General features: G+C 34.4%; 22 protein-coding genes and 1 tRNA gene. 5 read left to right on the top strand and 18 right to left on the bottom strand.

What is annotated here, in order from left to right; genetic code table 11:
* Positions 1–23: 23 nt before the first annotated feature.
* The 8 genes from OGZ34_RS09580 to OGZ34_RS09545 all read right to left on the bottom strand — a co-directional run bounded on the left by OGZ34_RS09580 (position 24) and on the right by OGZ34_RS09545 (position 5,914).
* Positions 24–368, bottom strand: a complete 345-nt coding sequence (locus tag OGZ34_RS09580) for a hypothetical protein (RefSeq protein ID WP_263362884.1) — start codon at positions 366–368, stop codon at positions 24–26.
* Positions 369–728: 360 nt separating this feature from the next.
* A complete protein-coding gene (locus OGZ34_RS09575; protein ID WP_263362883.1) occupies positions 729–1,088 on the bottom strand; it encodes a hypothetical protein in 360 nt (119 codons plus the stop codon).
* Positions 1,089–1,379: 291 nt separating this feature from the next.
* The gene (locus OGZ34_RS09570; RefSeq protein WP_263362882.1) at positions 1,380–1,664 is read right to left on the bottom strand and encodes a hypothetical protein; all 285 of its coding nucleotides are present in this window, start codon (positions 1,662–1,664) and stop codon (positions 1,380–1,382) included.
* A gap of 10 nt (positions 1,665–1,674) precedes the next feature.
* Positions 1,675–1,800, bottom strand: coding sequence for a hypothetical protein (locus OGZ34_RS09565; protein WP_263362881.1), 126 nt, complete (start codon positions 1,798–1,800; stop codon positions 1,675–1,677).
* Positions 1,801–2,146: 346 nt separating this feature from the next.
* On the bottom strand, positions 2,147–2,752 hold the full coding sequence (locus OGZ34_RS09560) for a hypothetical protein (RefSeq protein WP_263362880.1): 606 nt from the start codon (positions 2,750–2,752) through the stop codon (positions 2,147–2,149).
* 314 nt (positions 2,753–3,066) lie between these two features.
* Entirely contained in the window at positions 3,067–3,867 is an 801-nt protein-coding gene (locus OGZ34_RS09555) for a tetratricopeptide repeat protein (RefSeq protein ID WP_263362879.1), read from the bottom strand.
* Entirely contained in the window at positions 3,864–4,367 is a 504-nt protein-coding gene (locus OGZ34_RS09550) for a hypothetical protein (RefSeq protein WP_173965850.1), read from the bottom strand. The genes OGZ34_RS09555 and OGZ34_RS09550 overlap by 4 nt, the downstream gene beginning before the upstream one ends.
* 386 nt (positions 4,368–4,753) lie before the next feature.
* The gene (locus tag OGZ34_RS09545; protein WP_173965851.1) at positions 4,754–5,914 is read right to left on the bottom strand and encodes a histidine decarboxylase; all 1,161 of its coding nucleotides are present in this window, start codon (positions 5,912–5,914) and stop codon (positions 4,754–4,756) included.
* Positions 5,915–6,067: 153 nt separating this feature from the next.
* On the opposite strand from OGZ34_RS09545, the gene OGZ34_RS09540 reads away from it, so the two are divergent.
* Positions 6,068–6,520 (top strand): Lrp/AsnC family transcriptional regulator, encoded by a 453-nt coding sequence (locus OGZ34_RS09540; protein WP_173965852.1) that lies wholly within the window; start codon positions 6,068–6,070, stop codon positions 6,518–6,520.
* A gap of 70 nt (positions 6,521–6,590) precedes the next feature.
* Here OGZ34_RS09540 and OGZ34_RS09535 read toward each other — a convergent pair whose 3' ends face one another.
* From OGZ34_RS09535 to OGZ34_RS09520, 4 genes are all read right to left on the bottom strand, one after another.
* Complete coding sequence (locus OGZ34_RS09535) at positions 6,591–7,082, bottom strand: hypothetical protein (RefSeq protein WP_263362878.1); 492 nt, start codon at positions 7,080–7,082, stop codon at positions 6,591–6,593.
* A complete protein-coding gene (locus OGZ34_RS09530; protein ID WP_263362877.1) occupies positions 7,079–7,501 on the bottom strand; it encodes a hypothetical protein in 423 nt (140 codons plus the stop codon). The genes OGZ34_RS09535 and OGZ34_RS09530 overlap by 4 nt, the downstream gene beginning before the upstream one ends.
* 75 nt (positions 7,502–7,576) lie before the next feature.
* Entirely contained in the window at positions 7,577–8,200 is a 624-nt protein-coding gene (locus tag OGZ34_RS09525; RefSeq protein WP_263362876.1) for a hypothetical protein, read from the bottom strand.
* Positions 8,201–8,255: 55 nt separating this feature from the next.
* Positions 8,256–8,837: a Crp/Fnr family transcriptional regulator gene (locus OGZ34_RS09520; RefSeq protein WP_173965856.1), complete on the bottom strand. Its 582-nt coding sequence runs from the start codon at positions 8,835–8,837 to the stop codon at positions 8,256–8,258.
* Between the two features lie 421 nt (positions 8,838–9,258).
* Here OGZ34_RS09520 and OGZ34_RS09515 point away from each other — a divergent pair.
* A tRNA-Glu gene (locus OGZ34_RS09515) sits at positions 9,259–9,330 on the top strand.
* A gap of 72 nt (positions 9,331–9,402) precedes the next feature.
* Complete coding sequence (locus OGZ34_RS09510) at positions 9,403–10,257, top strand: hypothetical protein (RefSeq protein WP_263362875.1); 855 nt, start codon at positions 9,403–9,405, stop codon at positions 10,255–10,257.
* A 252-nt stretch (positions 10,258–10,509) separates the two neighbouring features.
* On the opposite strand, the gene OGZ34_RS09505 is transcribed toward OGZ34_RS09510, so the two are convergent.
* The 4 genes from OGZ34_RS09505 to OGZ34_RS09490 all read right to left on the bottom strand — a co-directional run bounded on the left by OGZ34_RS09505 (position 10,510) and on the right by OGZ34_RS09490 (position 13,143).
* On the bottom strand, positions 10,510–11,244 hold the full coding sequence (locus tag OGZ34_RS09505) for an SDR family NAD(P)-dependent oxidoreductase (RefSeq protein WP_263362874.1): 735 nt from the start codon (positions 11,242–11,244) through the stop codon (positions 10,510–10,512).
* A 24-nt stretch (positions 11,245–11,268) separates the two neighbouring features.
* The gene (locus tag OGZ34_RS09500; protein WP_173965859.1) at positions 11,269–11,487 is read right to left on the bottom strand and encodes a tautomerase family protein; all 219 of its coding nucleotides are present in this window, start codon (positions 11,485–11,487) and stop codon (positions 11,269–11,271) included.
* Between the two features lie 186 nt (positions 11,488–11,673).
* Complete coding sequence (locus OGZ34_RS09495; RefSeq protein WP_263362873.1) at positions 11,674–12,678, bottom strand: MsnO8 family LLM class oxidoreductase; 1,005 nt, start codon at positions 12,676–12,678, stop codon at positions 11,674–11,676.
* A 96-nt stretch (positions 12,679–12,774) separates the two neighbouring features.
* Entirely contained in the window at positions 12,775–13,143 is a 369-nt protein-coding gene (locus OGZ34_RS09490; RefSeq protein WP_173965861.1) for a winged helix-turn-helix transcriptional regulator, read from the bottom strand.
* 286 nt (positions 13,144–13,429) lie between these two features.
* On the opposite strand from OGZ34_RS09490, the gene OGZ34_RS09485 reads away from it, so the two are divergent.
* A complete protein-coding gene (locus OGZ34_RS09485; protein ID WP_263362872.1) occupies positions 13,430–13,879 on the top strand; it encodes a hypothetical protein in 450 nt (149 codons plus the stop codon).
* A 49-nt stretch (positions 13,880–13,928) separates the two neighbouring features.
* Positions 13,929–15,545, top strand: a complete 1,617-nt coding sequence (locus tag OGZ34_RS09480) for a S41 family peptidase (protein WP_263362871.1) — start codon at positions 13,929–13,931, stop codon at positions 15,543–15,545.
* A gap of 328 nt (positions 15,546–15,873) precedes the next feature.
* On the opposite strand, the gene OGZ34_RS09475 is transcribed toward OGZ34_RS09480, so the two are convergent.
* Both OGZ34_RS09475 and OGZ34_RS09470 read right to left on the bottom strand, forming a co-directional pair.
* Positions 15,874–17,868, bottom strand: coding sequence for a flavin monoamine oxidase family protein (locus OGZ34_RS09475; protein ID WP_263362870.1), 1,995 nt, complete (start codon positions 17,866–17,868; stop codon positions 15,874–15,876).
* 43 nt (positions 17,869–17,911) lie between these two features.
* Entirely contained in the window at positions 17,912–19,630 is a 1,719-nt protein-coding gene (locus OGZ34_RS09470) for an alpha-keto acid decarboxylase family protein (RefSeq protein ID WP_263362869.1), read from the bottom strand.
* Between the last annotated feature and the right edge of the window lie 583 nt (positions 19,631–20,213).

The raw sequence follows: 20,213 nt of genomic DNA, 5'->3' as shown, positions 1-20,213 counted from the left end.
TATTCCAAATATATAGATTTTTGTTATTCATTTACGGTTTCAATCTTACTAGAAATAAGAACTTCATTGATTTCGCTTAACAAATCAAACTCATCATTAGGAAAAAGTTGCAGAGCAACTTCCAATACAATCCCCACATCTATAGCCGATGGTTTAACCGTTTCTGAAATTTTACACTCATCCTGATTCAGCGCCAAAACGCATAATTTAAGCATGTTTGCAATAACACAACCCAATTCAGAGTAATTCAGTACTTTGATTTCAGCAGTATAATACCCCGTTTTGTCATTCGTTGGTTTTAATGTATTTAAATAACCATCTGCTAATCTTTTGAGATACTCTAACTCTTTATTTTCATTTGTTTTCATTGAGCTATTATTTAAATTAATCTTACTTTTTTTTGATCATTCAAATTTTAGCATATATTTTCAAAAAATGGTTATCTTATATGATAACGTCAGAAAAAAAACTATTTTTTTTTTTCAAGAAAAGCAGATAAAACACAAATTGATTATATCGAATTATTTAAGTTTTAAGATCTTTAATTAACTATTATACAAACCAAAAAGCCACTCCGTTTAATGAAGTGGCTTTGTTCTTAATGATTTTGATTGTTGATGCGAAGTCAGAAACATTAGCACAACTCTTCAGAGAATTAGCAATTGGTTTTCTGCGAATCCTAGATGGAATAATTAGTTACAACATCTAATACATTACCCAAGTTTCCTTTAATAGTTATAAAATAAAAAAGGAGTTATACCATTAGGCTGTTGTATGTAATAAACTTTATATTCATTTTTTATTTTTCTGCTAATAGTTAAGCTTTTTGAATACTGGTCCTTATAAACTTTATCTCCAACTGAAATTTCTAAGTTGTAGAATTTATTAAACCTATAACTTGCAAAAGAATATTTATTGTTAAGGCTATCATAAAATGTTAAATCTCCTTTAGCATCTATTTCAATATTAGCTATGATAAAATCATATTTCTTACTATACTCTTGACGTGATTTTATAAATATATTTATAAAAATAAATCCAACAATAGTTATCAAAAAAATTACTAATAAAAACATCCCTTTTTTCATATTTAAAATTGTTTTTTAGTTCCAAAAGAAGGTGTTGAATAAGAAGTCCCTCCGCTACGCAAAGTCTCCTGACTTTGCGTTGTTAACCTTTCGTTCTCATAAACTTTACACCTGTATAAGTCTCCCGACTTTTCTTAATTCTATTTATATTAATCGTCGTTTTCAAATTACATCTTCTACAAGAAAACTTAATCACTTTGCGGGTGCGAAGTCAGAGACATTCGCATAGCGTTGCAGATGAACACTTCGCATAGCGGGGGTTACCTAATGCTAGGACTAGCTGGGGATTATTTACTTCTTTATAAACAAAAAATATAAAACTAATATCAGACTGCCTAAGAATACTAGAAACAATATTTTAATAACCTTTCTTTGGAAAAATATTTGTTTCTCTCGCTGTTTGAGTTCTTCTATCTGTTTAGCTTTTTCTGATGATGATAGACTTTCATCGGTCTTAATATTCGTTTCAGTTAAATCTACCTCATACTTATAACTTACTTGTAGGTTAACATATCCATATGCCATAAGTAGAGTACCTACAAAAAGAATAATCGCTAATATTTTTAAAAATTTCATGATGGGCTATTTAATATTTAGGACCGAATTGCTCATATTTGAGCCAGTCAATAGGATGCATATATGAATTAAAACCTGATGGGGTTTGAATAATAGGGATATTAACTCCTCCAATTTGTAACGCTCTAGAACTCATAGTCGCACAATTATTCCGCTACGCAAAGTCTCCTGACTTTGCGTTGTTAACCTTTCGTTCTCATAAACTTTACACCTGTATAAATCTCCCGACTTTTCTTAATTCTATTTATATTAATCGTCGTTTTCAAATTACATCTTCTACAAGAAAACTTAATCACTTTGTGGGTGCGAAGTCAGAGGCATTCGCACAGCATTGCAGAGGAACACTTCGCATAGCGGGGGCTTTTCATGAGGAAGTCTTCGGAGAGCCGGGGTTTTATAGTTATTGACTGTTTTGCCTGCTCAACTTTGTGGGCACGGTTTGCAAAACCGCGCTATCTGGTTCGTGCGGGAGCGGGGCAACGTTATTGTTTTATTTTTCGTACTCTTAACCATCTGAAAAGAAAAATGCCAATTACACATACTAAAACAGATTTTAATAATTTCATCTGCTTTTCTTGACTCTCATGACTTTTTCTAAGAACTATTAATTCATTTTGGTATTTAATTTGCCTCAACTTTTCTATATCTAATTTTAATTGTAATAAAGCTATTTTAAAATAACTTTTTTCATTTATTTGATTCAAAAAAGTAGGTTTAGTAATTGGTGGTGGTGGAGGCAAACTTGTATCAGTTAAAATAAATGGTTTTGAAAAACTTCGTGAATTTCCACAGGTGCTAATAAAAAAAGTTTTATCAGCATTTTTTTTTGAATATAATAGCCATATCTCATCTTTTTTGGGGTGAATACCACAATTGCTTATATAAGATTTAATTATTTTTATTTCTTTTCCTTTAAAAACTTCTAAAATTTTTACTTCGAAAAATTTATCGTTAATAGAAATAATTTTTCCTAAAAAAACAAAATCAGAATTAACATATTCTGTTTCTTTAGAAATAGTTTTACAATCGCAACAATATGAATCAATCGATGCTACCAATAATAATAGAATTAATAATTGTTTTATCATCTTCGTTTAATGTATTTATCATATTCAGTCATATACTTTTCTTTCATCCTTTGATTATCCGCTACGCAAAGTCTCCTGACTTTGCGTTGTTAACCTTTAGTCCTTATAAACCTTAAACCTGCATAAGTCTCCCGACTTTTCTTAATTCTATTTATATTAATAGTCGTTTCCAAATTACATCTTCTACAAGAAAACTTAATCACTTTGCGGGTGCGAAGTCAGAGACATTCGCACAGCGTTGCAGATGAACACTTCGCATAGCGGGGGCTTTTCATGAGGAACTCTTCGGAGAGCTGGGCTGTCACCAACAATTTTTATTCATTTTTAATTGTTTCGTAATAAACACTATTAAAATGTCGAGTATAAGGATCGAACATTTTTTTATTTTCAGCGTACAATGCTAACGCAGTTTCTTTGTACTTTTTATATTTTTCTTGGTTTTGTAAGACTTTATAAACCTTACATTTATAATAAGAATTATCAGCGAACTCATTTATTTTAGTTTGTTTTTCAAATGCTCTTAAAGCATTCGTATAATCTTTAACTTGATAATAAGTTACACCTAATTGATAATAATCATATAATCCAGCCGAATAATCTTTTGTTTTTAATTGTTCGTTGAATATTTTAATTGCTTTTTTCTTTTGATTAATTGCACTATAACAAATACCTTTTGTTATGTTCAAATGATAATCTCCATTTGTTGAATATCCTATATCGTAATTTACCAAACTATCAAGTTTTTCAATGTCTTTAATAGCCCCCTTATAATCTCTAAAAAATTGATAACGACACCAAGCACGATAACCTAAATTTAAACCGAAATCTAAATCAACTGCTTTGTCTATTAATTTTTTCCAGGTTAAAAAGTCTCCGCTTTTTAAATACGCTGTAGATTTCTCTCTGTAAGCATATGCGAAATTTGGACAAATTTTAATTGCATTATCAAGAATCTCTTGAAACTCTCTTTGAAATTGATATAGTTTTTCCGTTTTTTCCGCTTCAATACAAGCTTTATATTGTAAGGTATCGCCTTTGTACAAAAAAGCATTACAATTTGGTTGAGAAAATAAATAAACAGGGCAAAGCAAAAATAAGTAAGCTAAATTTTTCAAGGTAATATTTCTTTTAATTGTCCATTTTCTATTTTAAAAATCAAGTATTGATAATAATCAATTTCTTTGCTTTTTTTCCCTTCCCAGCCTTTTAAGTTTTTTGTAATACTCATAAGTTGTTCTGTTATTGATTTAACAAAAACTTTCTCTTCATAATTTTCGTTCATAGAAATCAAACGAAATCTATCCGTTTTTCCTTTACAATTAACAACAAAATTAATTCTGATTAGCCCTGTTTCGTTTTTAATGATTTTTGATTTATATTTTTCAGCAAACTCTTTTTCAATAGCCAATTTATCTCCTTCATATACCAAACCATCACCCCTATTAAAGTATTGATAAATATGTTTTGAATTACATAACTCAAAATCTTTATTGTCCATTTCTGAATTAAATTCGATATCCCCAACATAATTTGGATATACAGATTTAGTTTCGCTTTTTTCCTGACCGAAAGAAACTAATGGTATAAACAAGAAGAATTTTAATATTTTAGTCATTGTATATTTGTTTCTTTTTTCTAGTTTTTTTTAAGAGTAATAATTGCTGATAATATTCTAATGCTATTGCGGTTTTGGACTAAACTACGTCCAATATTCGAATTAGCCAAATCATTCTAAACACAAAACCAATTTCCCAGTAAGCCAATTGCTCTACACTCCCCGACGCATCCTCATCACTACTGCACAAATATTTTTAAATTCACCAGAAATTTCGTTTAATTTTTACTGGTTAAATGATTTCACATTCAAAACACTTACAATTGAAATTTTTAGAAAATCTAGCATTTACCATATCATAAAAAAATTGCGTAAAGTCGGAGACATTTACGCAATTTTCATAAGCTTTTTTTACAGAACAGAACTAACAATACTATTCTAAAACACTACCAGCTGAATTCGGCCATTTCTTCCGGGATTTCAATGCAATTTTCTACGTCGTTGATAAACAGATCGATTTGTTCTTTGGTCACGTTTGGCATGCAAATAATATGGGAGATATCGCCCTCAGTGGCTAGTTGCCATTTTGATTTCACTTCTTCGGTTATTTTTGGAAAAACAACTGTGATCGAATTTGGATTTCTCCAGGCCGCAATCCCCATGTTTTTCAGTCTCTGCTCACAATATTCCGCTACTTCCAAGCTGTGTAAATAACGTTTTTTTAAACCTTCAATGCCTAATTTTTTCAGGGCAAACCATAAAAACAACGGAGAATGACCATTTCTGGATCCTGTAATCGTCGTATCTAAGGAACCGATATACGAGATTCCTTTTGAGATTCTATCTCTATTAGAACGCTTCGTGATAATAACGCCAGTTGGAATAGGCGAACCTATAAATTTGTGTCCGCTTATGGAAATACTGTCCGCTCCATCCATAAAATCAAAAGGAAGTCGTGGTTCCATAAAAGCACCATAACTTCCGGATAAGGCTGCGTCACAATGGATGTAACTATCCTGTATGGCTAATGCTTTTAGAATGTTTTTAATTTTTGATACGTCATCTTTGGCTTCTTTCATGGTGGTACCAAAAGTGGTAAGCACAATGGCCGGTTTATGGCGATTCAGTTTTAATGTATTCTCAAAATCCTCATAATCAATTTCACCATTTTCCTGTGAGCGAATAACGATACTTGGAATGTTGAGCAAATGAATATTTTTACGCACACTGTAATGGGTCGATTCCGAATAATAAACCATTGCTTTTGGATATAATTCTCGTGCGAGATAAAGTCCGTATAAATTACTTTCTGAACCACCATTGGTTACATACCCCCAATAATCTTTTGGATTGGCACGGAATAATTTGGCAAAAAAACCAACCACTTCTCTTTCCAGTTCGTGTGTTTGCACTTTGTAGGTACAATCTTCAAAAGGATCCCCAAGATTATTAATCGGATATTTTAAAAAATGACTGATTTCCGAGTAATCAAAATCTTTAGATACAGGATAGCCTAAGAAATTATCTCTTGCATTTTCGATGTATTGATTCAAATCGAATAAACGTTGATTGTCTTCTAGGGATAGTGATTCTGAAATAGGTGTCATAACATTTAATTTTTCTGTAAATGTACTTTTAATGGTTTAATATCCTTCATTAACAACAAAACTCAAAATATAATTCTAAATTTGAACCATAATAAAGGTTTTTAATATTGAATTTACTATTTCTTTTTTCTAAAACCATATAATTATTCTGAAATGGATGCCATAGACAAAAAAATATTAATGCTTTTACAGCAAGATGCGAAACAAAATACCAAAGAAATTGCCGATAAAATAGGATTATCTGTTTCTCCCACCTTTGAGAGAATCAAGAAACTGGAACAAAAGCAGTACATCAAGAATTATGTTGCCTTGCTGGATCCTGAAAAAATTGGAAAATCAATCAGTGTGTATTGTCAGGTTACTTTGGCGGTGCACTCACGAGAATTGATAGATGATTTTAAACAGCACATTCTTGTGTTGCCCGAAATAATGGGTTGTTTTCACGTGTCTGGAAATTATGATTTTTTACTAAAAGTGGCGGTCAATGACATGAACGAATATCAAAAGTTTGTGATCGATAAATTATCGGTTATCAAGGGGATTTCAAATGTGCAAAGTTCTTTTGTGATGGAAGAAATAAAAAATGATTTCGCCTATAATTTGTAAAAATTCCAAAAAATAAACTACTCCTCCTCATGAGGAACTCTTCTGAGAATGGGATAGAATTTTCAGGAGTTTATTTCTTTTTGGGCTTAAAAATTTTTCTTAAAAACCTTACCCAAATGGTCCATCTACTATTTTTCTTTTCCTTTGTAAAATGGTTTTCGACTTTGTCAAATGCATCTTCAATATAAGAATCGTGCAGCCAACGAATTGCAAACACCCATTTTAAGGTCGCCAAACCTATTGTATTCATATCAATAGAATGTTTCAGCTCGGTTACATGAGCATCTAATTCCGTAATTTCAAACTTATGAAATCCATTAAACCCTTTTGGTTCTGTAAATTGAAATTGAATATAATGGTTCGGCTTATAATCCATAACGGTATATCTTATTTGCCCGTGTCCACCCTTTGAACCAATACTTAATCCGTTGTCTAATCGCATTGGCGGCCATTTATCTGTTGCCAGCATCATATCGTTTCCAGACGATAAGGTTCTAAACAATTCTTCGATTTTGTGTTTAGGCTCATTAATTATTCTTGTGTGCAGATTGATTACTTTCATAACAAAATATTGTTTTCCGTTCTCCATTTTTGCAACCCGCCAATTAAAAACAAAAGCCCGATTATTATAGCCACTAAAGAATATATTGTTTCAGCTATTGAGTTTGTTCCCTGTATTGTATCGGCAATTAATTCTCCAATTCCACGCAGCAGATATATTCCGGCAATTAAAAAAATAACAGGCTTTAGTAATGGCAGCTTTCTCAACTTATTAGCTGCAGAAAGTCCGTAAAGACCGAAAATAAAAAACACAATAGCCACAATAATGGTCAGCAAATAAGGCAAAGTACTATGCTTTTGAGCAAGTGTTGCCATTTCTTTTCCAATTCCCGTAATTTCAAACATCTGGTCAGCCCAAATTAATCCAAGAATGTGCCCTATTGCAATTACAATATTAATATATCCTCCTAGTTTTAGCATAATTCTATTTTTTTTTTTAGTTCCTAAACAAATTGATTATTCCGGCAAATACCCAGAACCTATTTCTTTTATTAATCATACGTTCTTTATTTTCTCTATTATTATTTTGTATTCATGTGGTAATGTTACTCCATTAAAATGGTTCGTTAGTCCATAAAATAGGATGATTGTTAACACAAATCCGAATATAAGAATTGATTCTGCTTGTTGCTCTGGTGTTAAACTGAGAATATTATTTTTCATTTTTTTGTTATGAACCGAAGCAATGTGCCCGAAGAAGGAAAGAATTGCAAGTCCGTAATACGGAACAAAAAACAAATAAAAAGGAAAGGTATTAAGCCCTGCCACTCCAAAATAAAAATTGGTATCGAGGTGCAAAAAGAGGCGGGCGATGAAAACAGCACTCACATGAACTATTAGAAAAAAAGCCAGGTAAAGTCCCGTCCAAATATGTAGTTTCTCAAAGTGGGATGTTGCTATTTTTCTGCTTTTCTTAAAAAGATTGATTCCTGATACGATTTGAATAAAAACTGCAACTAATAAAATTGTCTCAACAAAAGTATTGCGATAAAACAATCTTAAAGTATCCATTATTGCCATGTAGGTCTCTTCACCAAAAATGCTGCAAAAATGATTGAATAGGTGTAACCCAATAAAAACGGTAATGGTTAGTCCTGAAATATAATGAATTCGTATCATCTCATTTGATTTCTGCAAAGTTCAATCAACTTATTCAAAATCCATTTGATCTAAATCAAATTCGATACTTTGGGTTGCGAATCCGGCTCAAAGTTTCTAGCGTAACACCAATATAAGAAGCAATATGGGTTAGCTGTACTCGTTGAATAATATCGGGGCGCGTATTTAATAGACTTTTATATTTCTGCGAAGCACTCTCAAATTGTATCGAAACAACTCTTTCCCGCAATTTAAGCATTGTTTTGGTTACTGCAATTCCTCCCAATTTTTCAAAACAATGATGTTTATCGCTCAATGCCAATACTGTTTCTCTTGAAATTTGCAACAAAGTTGTGGGTTCAAGCAATTCGATATTGTATATCGTTGGACCGTCTCGAAAAAAGCTATCAATGGCACTTACAAAATCACCCTCAAATGCAAACCAATCTGTAATATCCTTCCCATTTTTAGTATAATAGGCTCTTGCACTTCCACTAATTATAAAATAGAGTTTATCCGCAAACTGACCTTCTTTTACAAGCACTGTCTCTTTGTCAAACATCAAAACTTTTGCCCCTCTTTTGAGATCGTCTTTACAATCATCTGTTAACGTAACGTAGGTGGCACTTATAGTTTCTATTATTTGCTCAATGTACATAGGCCAGTTTTCTCTGAAATGGGACACAGTATTTTTGTTTGTAATTGTGGAGTTAGAAGTGCGAATGCTGAATTTAAAACACCGATATCAAATATACATACAAATGTTCAAGGAAAAAAACCGATAAGTATATCAAAAATACCGAATGAATTTTCTTTCAAAAAAAGGATTCTCAAAAATTATTTTAATTTTTTTTGAAAGGTATTATTTTAATAAAAGAAAAGAAAAATCTTATTTTCCATTTTCTACACCTAAAACAACCAATTATTAATCAAATAAATACAGCTTTAGTTATTTCTGTTCGTTTGCTATTGATTGTTTCTAAGAATGGTGTTTTCAAAATAACCTCGAAAAAAAAATTCAAAAATTCCATTGTGTATTCTAAAAATAGTTGCACTTTTGCACCCGCAACGAACAAGAAGGCCCGTTCGTCTATCGGTTAGGACGCATGGTTTTCATCCATGTAAGAGCGGTTCGATTCCGCTACGGGCTACTAAATACAAAGCTTCAGAGAAATCTGAAGCTTTTTTGTTTATATTTACTTTTATAAAAACCACTTTATTTAATGAATATAAATTTTGTTTACCTCATCAGGATTGCAAATGCAAAACCAAGACTATTACTTACTATATTATGTTTAACCTCACTATTCAGTAATGCCCAAAAAAACAGTAAAACGAAGATACCAGAATTAATCGTTATCGGAACAGTACATTTTCCGACAAAAAACATCAATACGGATACAATCTATAAGATACTGGAGAATCTAAAACCGGATTTAATTCTGATGGAATCTGATAAAACTAATTTTAATTCTGATTTTACCTTCAAAAATACTTACGACGAGAACGAATGGAATGCAGTTCTGAAATACAAAGCTAATTTTAAGAATACTCTATTCAGACCAATAGAATTTGAAGGACGAAATGATTACAGAAGACAAAACGGCATCCAGAATACTGATGCGGTATTTAATGAAATAAACACCCTTGACTCCTTAAATATTCTCTCTGCCAAACATAAAAAAATATGGAGCAGGTTTATAGAGCTTTCAAACTCTTTAAATGAATTAGACAATAGTCCGTTAAAGGAAATAAATTCAAGTTCTACCGCAAATCTGGTTAGTGAAAGACAATTTTATCAATATCGAAAACTAAAGGAAATTGTAGACGAAAATGACCAATTTGCACAATTGAAAATCGAAACTGCTACTAAAGAAACCATTTCATTAAGAGAGTTATATAAAAGATATTGTCATTTTGAAGAGTTAAGAAACCGAACTATAATTGATAATATTTTGAAATGGAAGGCCCAATTTCCGGATAAAAAGATCGTTGTTTTGATTGGTTTCTATCATAAATATTTCCTGGTAAACGAATTAAAATGGAAACAAGCAGAACATCACTTTGAGTTAAAATAACCATTTCTGTATTTTACTTTTATATGCCATGCGGAATTCTTTAGCGGGGCCTGATAAAGGGTTACAATTACAGTACCGAAAACATTTCCGGTATTTCACTCATTAAAATACAACACTTTAATCATAACCCAATATACTAAAAATGCAAAATCCGCAAAGCTTAATTAAACTTTGCGGACTTTGGGCAAATCTTCCTTTTTAGATTAACTACTATTTATATTTCGTTTTTATCTCAGATTAAGGTGTTGCTTCTTAGTTTAAGTTACGGCCGGCGCCTTTACCTCCATCAACATTAATAATTGAACCTGTAATAAAGCTGCTTTTTGCAACCGTATACGCCATTTCGGCAATATCATCAATCTCTCCTACTCGGTTTAGTAAATGTAACCCGGCACTCTGATCTGCGTTATCTCCATGCATTGGTGTACGTATAATACCTGGCGCGATGGTATTGACACGAATGTTTTGTTTCCCAAATTCGGCCGCTAACTGAATCGTTAAAGCATGAATAGCACCTTTGCTTGATATAGGCGCAGTAGCAGGCAACCCACCAAAACCATGATTAACCAGCGGTGTCCCAATATTAATAACAACTCCGTCCTGTTGCTGTAACATTTGAGGAATTACAGCCTGAGTGGTGAAATATGTCCCTTTAAAATTGGTGTTCAAAAATTTATCCAAATAAGCTTCATCTACTTCCAGAAATGGTTTGCTGTCAAAAATCCCTGCATTGTTAATCAACACATCTAAAGAACCAAATTTTTCGAGTGCTGCGTGTACTAACTGTTCTCCTGTTTGTTTATCGCTTACATCTCCGGCTACCATTGCAAGATTGTCCCCTGCTCCCAGTTCCTGGAATGTGTCTTCAAGTGTACTTGGAAGTAATGAATTAATAACCACATTATCACCTCTGTCTAAAAAGTATTTTGCAATTCCTTTTCCTATTCCTGATGCTGCACCAGTAACTACTATTGTTTGTTTTTTCATTGTTTCTATTGTTTATTGAATTTATTATTTTTCTATTGACTGTAAAGCCCTTTCTCGTATTATCGACCCTTGTTCTCCGGCATATCCCCAATTATCAAGGTCTACTTCCTGAATTACAACATGGGTCAAATGCGGATCTTTGTTTAAGGTTTCTGTAATTAAATCGGTTACTCCTTTTATAAGAACTTGCTTTTGTTCTCGGGTAACACCTTCTCGTGTAATCTCAATCTTTACGTATGGCATGACTCTTTTGTTTTATGCTTATCGCGGTTATTTGAATTTTCAGCTTAAATAATGCACAATAAAACCCTTCATGAAAGAAGGAAAATTCCTTCTCATGTCTCGTTTTTCAGTGCTGTTTTTTATTGTTTTTGTTTCTAAAGTAAGAAGCTTGCAGTTTTTTTGTTGCTTCTCTTTTAAGCGAAGTAACTAATCCAACTGGAATACCTCTGCTAGTAATTCGATGGCTTTCATCCTGTTTTCTTCACCAAAAATCTGGGGCAATATCATTACTTCGTCGGTTTGGTATGCGGCGGCAAGCTGTTCGATTTGTTGCTTTGCACTATCCGGACTTCCGACAATAATTCTTCTTCTGTTGTTTCTTATAATTTCTTTCTCTTCTGCTGTATAAGGATACTCTTGAATATTCTCAAAAGTCATGTAGTAGGGAGTTTCTCGTCCTGACTCTATCATCAACATCCAATGATCAAATCCCTTAGCAAGCCTTTCGGCAGCTTCCTCTGTTTCGGCAACTGCTGCAAAAACAGCGACCATGTTTTGAGGTTTGGGAGTAATAACTGAAGGGCTGAAATTAGAAAAGTAATCTTCTGTTGCCTGCAGTCCTGTTCCACCAGGGTTAATAAAATGTGCAAATATGTAAGACATGCCTTCTCTGCCAGCAAGCAATCCTCCATTACCTCCTGCTCCCAAAGACCATAACTGTGGTACTGTATCTACAATTGGCGTTGGAATTAAACCCGGAAACGAAGCGGTTATTTCTTCCTGACCACTCAAATAAGCCTTTAAATCCTTAACCTGTTGTTCGTATGACGAAATTCTACTCTTTCCGATGTTGAGTGCCGAGTGTGTGATTTTATTCCCACCCGGAGCTCTTCCAATACCAAGGTCAATCCTGCCAGGATACAAGGCCTCCAAAAGCTTCACGCCTTCTGCTACTTTGTATGCGCTGTAATGTTGCAGCATTACTCCTCCGGAACCGATGCGTATGTTTTGTGTATTGGCAGCAAGATGCATCATTAACATTTCGGGATTGCTTCCGGCTAAAGTCTGCATTCCATGATGCTCAGAAACCCAAAATCTTTTAAAACCCAATTTATCAGCAAGTTGAGCCAGTTTCGTGGTCGCAATTAATGCTTCTCTTGAATTACTCTTCTCATCGATAGGAGAATAATCTAATATGCTTAAATGAATCATAACTTTTTTTTTGCAAATTTAGCACCAAAAAAAAGCTGCCACAATAACGGCAAAACGATTCAGATACGGCATACTTATTCCCTATAACTATACCATTTATTTATCGGTTGTTTCTTTTTTTAGTTCAAGAAGTTTTCGGAAATGATCTCGATATTTATTTCCCCATTCTTCCATTGCGAGGGTTATTGGAAGTAAACAGGTACCAAATTCAGTAAGTGAATATTCGACCTTAAGAGGTAAAACAGGGTATATTTTTTTCTCAATAATACCATGTTCCTGAAGTTCGTTTAACTGAATATTGAGCGCACGCCTTGATGCAGCCGGCATTGCTCGTTGCAGATCACTTGGTCTAATAATACCTTCATGAATAAGATTGATCAAAGTAGGTTTCCATTTCCCGCCTATAATTTCGCTTGTAATCTCTAAACCACAGGAGTACTCTTTTTCAATTTTTCTCTCGTACATAAATCAAATTTATTTTAGTTTTCAGTTCAACTGCGTTTTCTTTAAACAGATTCAAATGCATTATTCTGGCCTATACAATGGCAATATTGCGTCTTTCACAAAGACTGAAAGTATCTAAATAACTATTGCAAAGATAATTATTACCGCCCAAAACAAACGCCTTTATTAAGTTTGAGAAAAACATCCTATTTGAAAGGAATTTCTGTGATATATTAGTATATTCGAAAAATATAAATTAAGGATTTTTTTAAAGACTAACACCTGCAAAAGCATCAATTTTTAAATTATGAAAATTAAAACCTTAAATGTTACCTTTATGGTAATCGCTTATTTAATTTCTATCCCGCTCCAAGGATTTTTTTGGGCAATTATAGGACTTAAAACACACTATCTTTTACTCTTGTTTTCTCATTTTATTTTCTTCTTTTTTTTAGTATACCTATTTACGGGCACCTTAATTATTGATTTCAACAACGACAAAGACACGCTTACATTGGAGTGGGATAAAAAACCTATCTATACTAAAATAGAAAACCAGGTCATTCTTCTATCCGAAATTAAAAGTTGGAAATTTTTTAATGGTCGTGGTGCTGACAGGTTAAAAATATACTTTAATAATGGCGAGTCCTTAATAATAGATTTTAATAATTTGATAGACCTTAGAGAAAATTCTAAAAAAGTAGACCAATTACTCTTTTTTCTAAATACTAAAAATTGTAGACAGCAATTGGCTTAGCTACTGTAACCCTAACCTTCAAAACCTTATAAAAAAACCACCCAAAACCATGTATCGTACCCCTATTACTCCTCCCATTTGCTTTTATAAACAAACAACGAATACATTTGTGAATCCTAAAAATTTACGATCTGTCTTTACCCTCTTATTGTTGTTTTTCTTCTCCTGTACTATTCAGGCGCAAAGCTTTGGTAAGACCATGAAGGATAGTTTAATGCTGTACAATAAAATGCTTTCGCAAAAACAAATGCAGGAGGATCTTAGAACTCTCCTTGCGATAAATGAAAAAGCAAATTCCGGTTTATACCAATACCGTTCTAAAAAACAAATAGACCATATTTACAACAGTGCCATTAAAAGTATTAAAAAGCCCATGAGCACTATCGAATTTTACAAAATAATGCTTCGTCTGTCTGATTATGAAGGAAGTTTACACAATTACACCATTCCTGATCTCGGTTTAATCAATTTTCTGAACAGACAAAAATCATTTTTCCCTTTTCCTCTGGTCTATATTAACGGACAAATTATTTTTGACGGTCAATCATCGGATATACCTCCCGGCTCAAGAATAAAAAGTATAAACGGAATAAATGACGTACAATTAATGCGCTCTTTCTACAAATATTATACAACAGATGGTCATCATGCTACCCAAAAATTATCGGCCAGCGTAAATAAATCGTTTGGGCTGAACTACCTGCTCGAATATGGTCTTTGTGATGAATTTGTTATAGAATACAGCGCACCAAAATCTGAATCTCTTAAAAAAACAGTGCTTCGCTCAGTAACGCTAAAGGAAAGAACAGCCAACCTTAAAAACAGGTTTAGTGCTCCGGTTACTGATTTACTAGATTATAAAAAACAGCCTCCCTATAGCTTTCGTATGATCAATCCGACCTTAGGTTTGTTGAATCTAAGATTTTTTGGTATGGCCTATGGATCAGACGATCCTAAGTTCAAACCGTATGTTCGATTTTTGGATAGCATTTTTACAGAACTGGACAAAAACAAAGTTGCTAATCTAATCATTGATGTTAGAAATAATCCGGGAGGAAGTGATCCTAACTTTGAACAGCCTGTAATGTACCTCACCGATAAACCCTTCAAGGAAAATGTAAAGGCTACTATCATATTCGACCCTAATGTTTTACCTCTCGAAAAGTATTTTTGGGGTACCTCAACTTCAGAACGAATGGATAGTACTGCTCTAAAAGCAGGAAAAGAGTATCTAAAGTCACTGTATCCGGTTTTCGAAAACAAAACAAGCTTCCAGAACCAGAAATACAATCCGGTTTATCATCCTAAATCGCCGCTTTTTAAAGGCAAGCTTTATCTTTTGATTAATGAAAATGTGGCATCAGCTGCTTCCCATTTTGCTTCTCTGGTAAAAGCTTATGTGGATAATGTTACCATAGTAGGTCTGGAAACAGTTGGAGGTTATTACGTTCATAATGGACATTCACCATTGGTTTACGAACTTCCTAACTCAAAAGTAAAAACACAATTTTCAATTGTAAATGTCGTACAGGATGCACCTAAAAAAGAGAACCAGCCAGAAGGTCACGGTATTATGCCTGACTATGAAGTATGGCCTTCTTTAGACGACTTTTTTCAGCAAAAGGACACACAAATGGAATTTGTTCTTAAGCTTATTGCTAAATAGAAGCTTGATATCGTACGCGGATGAGACGGATTCGCCAAGGCGAAAACGCGGATTAATATGGATTTTTTTTATTTTTAGTAGATAAGCATATCGTTTTTTCAATAGCAATACTCATTGTTAAAACTGCTGATTTATTCGAATAAGTAAACAGGCAATTATGTTGGAGTTTGTCTCTATTCCAACGTAATTGCCTGTTTTGTTGTTTCCTTTAACTTTCTGGATGCAATTAGTTTTAACACATAGTTTTATGTATCCTTCCGGCTACTATTCCTGCGTACTTTGCGTAAACCTTTGTGATCTTTGCGGTTAAAAAACAGTCCAAAATCTACTATTCCGGACTGATAAATGGATAATACTTTTCGTCTATAATAGGTTCAATTCCAAAGAAATCATTCAGAACCGATTCGGCAGTACAAAAAGCACCTTCTACCCAGGCCTGATCATTAGAATAGGTTTCACCAACGATAAAAATATCGCAATCTGCTTTTGGAACGAGTTGTGAAGGTTTTCTAATTTTTCGTTGTACATCACCCAGATTATAGTGCGATTTATAGGCATGATATCCTGCATTAAAAGGAGGCAATGACCAGTCCATATATCTCGTTTCTAAAGGTTCGGGTACGGCCGAATAATCAGTCTGTGGTCCAAAATGTAATGCTGCCAGTTGCGAGCGAAGCATTTTGACCATTACCGGAGTGGCTAAACGAGGTCCTTCGAGCGTCTGGCAATCTCTGGACTCCGGAGTTTCGCGTGTTCCATGAGGGCCGAGTTCTAAAGCTTTCCAAAATGTGGTGTACTGAATGTCGTCATAACTGGCCAAAATACCATACACTTTTTCCCCTTTTTGATTGATGGCGTTATCACCAAAATAGACCACTTGTCGGATCGGCATATCGGTAATACTTGGGCCAATGGTATCTAATTCGGCTATAGCTGAGATTTGCTTTTCTTCTTTAAAAGTCAGACGTTCCTGAATCGCATTTTCTACCGCAGCTATAAAACTGGCCTTATCGTTAAACGATGTCGCGATAATAACCGGATTTTTTGCTGATTCTATTGCTTTCAGATAATTAGACGGAAATTTTTCTTTTTTCAGTTTAGCAATTCCTTCCTGCGTTAAAAAGTAACTGGTTAGTTTGGCAGGATAAGTTGGGCTTCCGGCTTCGGTTGTTCTCCACCATGGTGTAGTGAAAAACATCCCAATTTTATAGGAAGGTTCCATAATTACAGATTCCAGATAGAGCTGTACTTCTTCATGGTTTAATATGTCCTGACCTTCATCATCTGTATAACGTGTTGCCTGAGCTACCAGTTCAATGGATGCGCGAGGCATGGCAAGAAACGCAGCATCACATATTTTACTATCGGCAAGTTTATCAGGAGTTGCACGTTTTGCGGTAGTAAAACGAATCCCTGCCTTAGTATGCAGAATCGAACGCAATCGGGTATCCGGAAAATAATTCAGCGTAATTCCTTTTTGTTTGGCTAGTTTTTCAACTTCATCGAATAAGGCAACAAATAAGCTGGAATATCCTTTTACCAGCGTTTTATATTCTGTTCCCGGCGTAAACTCGTCATTAACATTAAACGACTGGGCACTATGACTATTTACTACATTGGAGCTATAGCCGTTACCATCTGCCAGATAGCCAAATCCTTCTTGTCCAAGTCTGTCATAAGCAAGATTCCAATATCCAATATCCTTTAGTAAATCTCCTCTTTGAAAGATGGAACTGTCCGGCATGTCAATCTCGATCTTTCCATTCTCATAAAACTTACACCATTCTCTACGGGTAACAGGACCTGACGTTGCTGTAATTGCTACAGATTGTATGGTGGTGAATCCGTCATCCGGCGGAGCATCTTCACCATAATTATTAGTAAAATAAGGAGCCGGCTGATTCGAATTAACATCTGAGACATACATGTTCTTGGTACGCAAAGACATTAAAGGATCAGCTGATTCGTTAAATTCAACTGAATCTTTCTTTAAATCCAGTTTCTCTATCGTTTTTGTGACTACACGATGTCCTGCTCCTTGTGGAGTGCCGTCCCAATATGAATATCGCATACCGCCCAATTCCAGATACGAATTGTCTTTGTTGTCTTTATAATGCCACGTACAAACGCGTGCTCCCGCCTCTCTGGTTCCCGGATTTTTTTTAGAAAAATCATATTTTCCCCAGTCGTAAAGTTCTAATACATCGCCTTTAACCAGCATTTTTTCATTTTTGTCGCGTTTGGATTTCCCATCCAATAATCTCCACGCTGTATAGAGTCCGGCGGCACCGGCTCCAAAAATAGAGTATGTTTTCTTGGTCATGATTTTATTTTTTTAATTTTTTTATTGCTTTTCATTAGTTGTTTTACTCATTCCCCAGCCTTTCCATTTGCTGTGCCAGATCTTTTTGAGGAATTACAATTTCTACCAGAGTTGGCAGATCTGTTTTTTGTTTCAGTTTAAGAAGTACTTCGTCTAATTCTTTGACGGTTTTAGCACGGTAGCTCTTTGCTCCAAATGCTTTGGCAAGTGCCTGATAGTCCCAATTTGGAAGAATATCAAATTCATCAAACTTATGAGACGAACCTTCTTTAAATGAGTCCATGTCTACATATACCTGCTCTATAGCATAAACGCCATTGCTCATCACGAAGATTACAGAGTTGATGTTGTATTTTACCAGGGTCGAAAGTGACTGTGCCACCATCATAAAACCACCGTCACCCGCGATAGTCCATGCTTGTTTACCACTTCCTAACTGAGCTCCGGAAGCAGCACCGGTTTCAAAACCAATACACTGCCAGGCAGCGGAAGAAATAAAGGCATTCTTAGATAATCCGTACATATTGGTGGCTACGTACATAGACGAGCTGACCCCAAAAGTGAACACGATATCGTCCAGCATTTTTTGTTTTTCCAGAAAATAAGTGGCTCTCTCAAAAAAGCGGTTAAATGTTATCACTTCAGGAGTTTTATCATATTTTGGGTCTGAATTAGATCGCCATGGTTCCGGAAATTTTGGCTGAGCCGGAGCTATTGCTTTTAAAGGATATCCAGAAGCTTTTTTAAAGCGTTCGGTTAGCCCTTCGATAAAGTCTTTCAGCGTTACACCACTATAAGTAAAATAACCAACCCGCATTTCCTGCGTGGTCGCCTGAATCATATTCGAAAACTTATTTTCTACCAGCCATAAATAGTCATCGGTGATAATCGTTCCTAAAGACAAAATACAGTCGGAAGCTTCGACTATTTTAATCACTTCGGGTATTGAAGCCTGATCGGAATAGGTCCCAATAAATTTATCTCCTTTTTCATCCAAAACCGTTTTCCCGAGTGAAGTTGTGGTATACAACATTCCACTTGCTTTAATAAGTTCTTCTAACTGTTTTGTTAAATTATGTCGCAAAAGTTCTACTCCCGCAAAAATCAAAGGTGTTTTTGACTGGCTAATTTGTGTCCAGGCCTGAGAAACAGCATTCTCAAGTTCTGCAGCTTCACTTTTTATAATTTGAGGTTCTAATTTTTTGCCGGAAGGTTTCGGGCAAGGTTCGCCCCACACCTCTTTATAACATGCAATATATACAGGACGCTGATGTGTAAGTGCTGCAATAATTAATTTATCGATTTTTTCAGGGGCATCTACAGAACTGCTCAGGGTTTCAGCCGCAACGGTCACTCTTTCAAAAATTTCCTGATCGGCATTGAGGTTACCAGTCGAGTGATGGTAAAGCACATTATACATACTTCCTATTTGCCTTGCATCTGCTCCAGGTGTAGCACTAATTACAACCACAGGGCTACGCTCGACGTAAGCTCCGGCAATAGCATTCAATGCACTATAAGTACTTACTCCATATTGCAGAGATACCGCCCCCAAGCCTCGGGTACGTGCGTAAGCATCGGCCGCATAAGAAGCATCTAATTCGTTTGAAGTTCCAATCGTTTTAATTCCCTCAAAATCTTCCAGAGCCTGTGTAAAATGTTTTACATAGTCGCCCGGAATCTGAAAGATCTCGGTAACATTTAATTGTTTGAGTCGGGTGAGCAGATAATCTGCAACTGTAAAATCTTTTGTAGGTTTCATTTTTTTGCTATTCTAAATTAGGAGTTGTTTTTGTTTTGGTAGTAGCGGTCTTCGCTTTTATTCTTTTAAAGCTATCTCCGGTTTTTATTTCATTATAAAATTACCAGTCTGCCAGAATTCAAATCAAAAAAAAGGTATGAGTGGCGAATTTTTATCCATGAGAAACCCAAATAACAGTATGAGGTCATTTTTGTATGTTGAGGCAGCTTTGAATGGTCTGCTTCAAATATTTTCAGGTCTTTTTGAAACTAAAAAGTGCTGCACGGCTCCATAACAAAAACATATCACACTGTAAAACAAACAAATAGACTTAAAAAACAAGCTTTTTTGCCTTTTCCATATTAAAACTTTAATAGTATTTGAAAATTCTGACGTTTCTTTTTTCTGAAAAAATGAAATCAAATCTCAACATAACAGTTAAGTAACTGAAAATTAACCATTTATAAAACTAAAAGTTATTTAAAAAAAGGTATTTTTACGCTGTTTTGATATCCTAATGTTTTTCTAACTTAGATCTTCTATAAGCCCTAGTTTTAAGTACAAATCTAAATTTAAGCCGGGAAACACTTCTTTTTACCTTTCA

This window comes from Flavobacterium collinsii (assembly GCF_946903285.1).
GTDB lineage: Bacteria > Bacteroidota > Bacteroidia > Flavobacteriales > Flavobacteriaceae > Flavobacterium > Flavobacterium collinsii.
The sequence above is the reverse complement of the archived record's forward strand: the minus strand, read 5'-3'. Positions and strand labels throughout refer to the sequence as shown.

Excerpts from the sequence above, each read along its gene's own strand:
- OGZ34_RS09580 (WP_263362884.1), bottom strand. The coding sequence starts at position 368 with ATGAAAACAAATGAAAATAAAGAGTTAGAGTATCTCAAAAGATTAGCA.
- OGZ34_RS09575 (WP_263362883.1), bottom strand. The coding sequence starts at position 1,088 with ATGAAAAAAGGGATGTTTTTATTAGTAATTTTTTTGATAACTATTGTT.
- OGZ34_RS09570 (WP_263362882.1), bottom strand. The coding sequence starts at position 1,664 with ATGAAATTTTTAAAAATATTAGCGATTATTCTTTTTGTAGGTACTCTA.
- OGZ34_RS09565 (WP_263362881.1), bottom strand. The coding sequence starts at position 1,800 with ATGAGTTCTAGAGCGTTACAAATTGGAGGAGTTAATATCCCTATTATT.
- OGZ34_RS09560 (WP_263362880.1), bottom strand. The coding sequence starts at position 2,752 with ATGATAAAACAATTATTAATTCTATTATTATTGGTAGCATCGATTGAT.
- OGZ34_RS09550 (WP_173965850.1), bottom strand. The coding sequence starts at position 4,367 with ATGACTAAAATATTAAAATTCTTCTTGTTTATACCATTAGTTTCTTTC.
- OGZ34_RS09545 (WP_173965851.1), bottom strand. The coding sequence starts at position 5,914 with ATGACACCTATTTCAGAATCACTATCCCTAGAAGACAATCAACGTTTA.
- OGZ34_RS09540 (WP_173965852.1), top strand. The coding sequence starts at position 6,068 with ATGGATGCCATAGACAAAAAAATATTAATGCTTTTACAGCAAGATGCG.
- OGZ34_RS09535 (WP_263362878.1), bottom strand. The coding sequence starts at position 7,082 with ATGAAAGTAATCAATCTGCACACAAGAATAATTAATGAGCCTAAACAC.
- OGZ34_RS09530 (WP_263362877.1), bottom strand. The coding sequence starts at position 7,501 with ATGCTAAAACTAGGAGGATATATTAATATTGTAATTGCAATAGGGCAC.
- OGZ34_RS09525 (WP_263362876.1), bottom strand. The coding sequence starts at position 8,200 with ATGATACGAATTCATTATATTTCAGGACTAACCATTACCGTTTTTATT.
- OGZ34_RS09520 (WP_173965856.1), bottom strand. The coding sequence starts at position 8,837 with ATGTACATTGAGCAAATAATAGAAACTATAAGTGCCACCTACGTTACG.
- OGZ34_RS09510 (WP_263362875.1), top strand. The coding sequence starts at position 9,403 with ATGAATATAAATTTTGTTTACCTCATCAGGATTGCAAATGCAAAACCA.
- OGZ34_RS09505 (WP_263362874.1), bottom strand. The coding sequence starts at position 11,244 with ATGAAAAAACAAACAATAGTAGTTACTGGTGCAGCATCAGGAATAGGA.
- OGZ34_RS09500 (WP_173965859.1), bottom strand. The coding sequence starts at position 11,487 with ATGCCATACGTAAAGATTGAGATTACACGAGAAGGTGTTACCCGAGAA.
- OGZ34_RS09495 (WP_263362873.1), bottom strand. The coding sequence starts at position 12,678 with ATGATTCATTTAAGCATATTAGATTATTCTCCTATCGATGAGAAGAGT.
- OGZ34_RS09490 (WP_173965861.1), bottom strand. The coding sequence starts at position 13,143 with ATGTACGAGAGAAAAATTGAAAAAGAGTACTCCTGTGGTTTAGAGATT.
- OGZ34_RS09485 (WP_263362872.1), top strand. The coding sequence starts at position 13,430 with ATGAAAATTAAAACCTTAAATGTTACCTTTATGGTAATCGCTTATTTA.
- OGZ34_RS09480 (WP_263362871.1), top strand. The coding sequence starts at position 13,929 with ATGTATCGTACCCCTATTACTCCTCCCATTTGCTTTTATAAACAAACA.
- OGZ34_RS09475 (WP_263362870.1), bottom strand. The coding sequence starts at position 17,868 with ATGACCAAGAAAACATACTCTATTTTTGGAGCCGGTGCCGCCGGACTC.
- OGZ34_RS09470 (WP_263362869.1), bottom strand. The coding sequence starts at position 19,630 with ATGAAACCTACAAAAGATTTTACAGTTGCAGATTATCTGCTCACCCGA.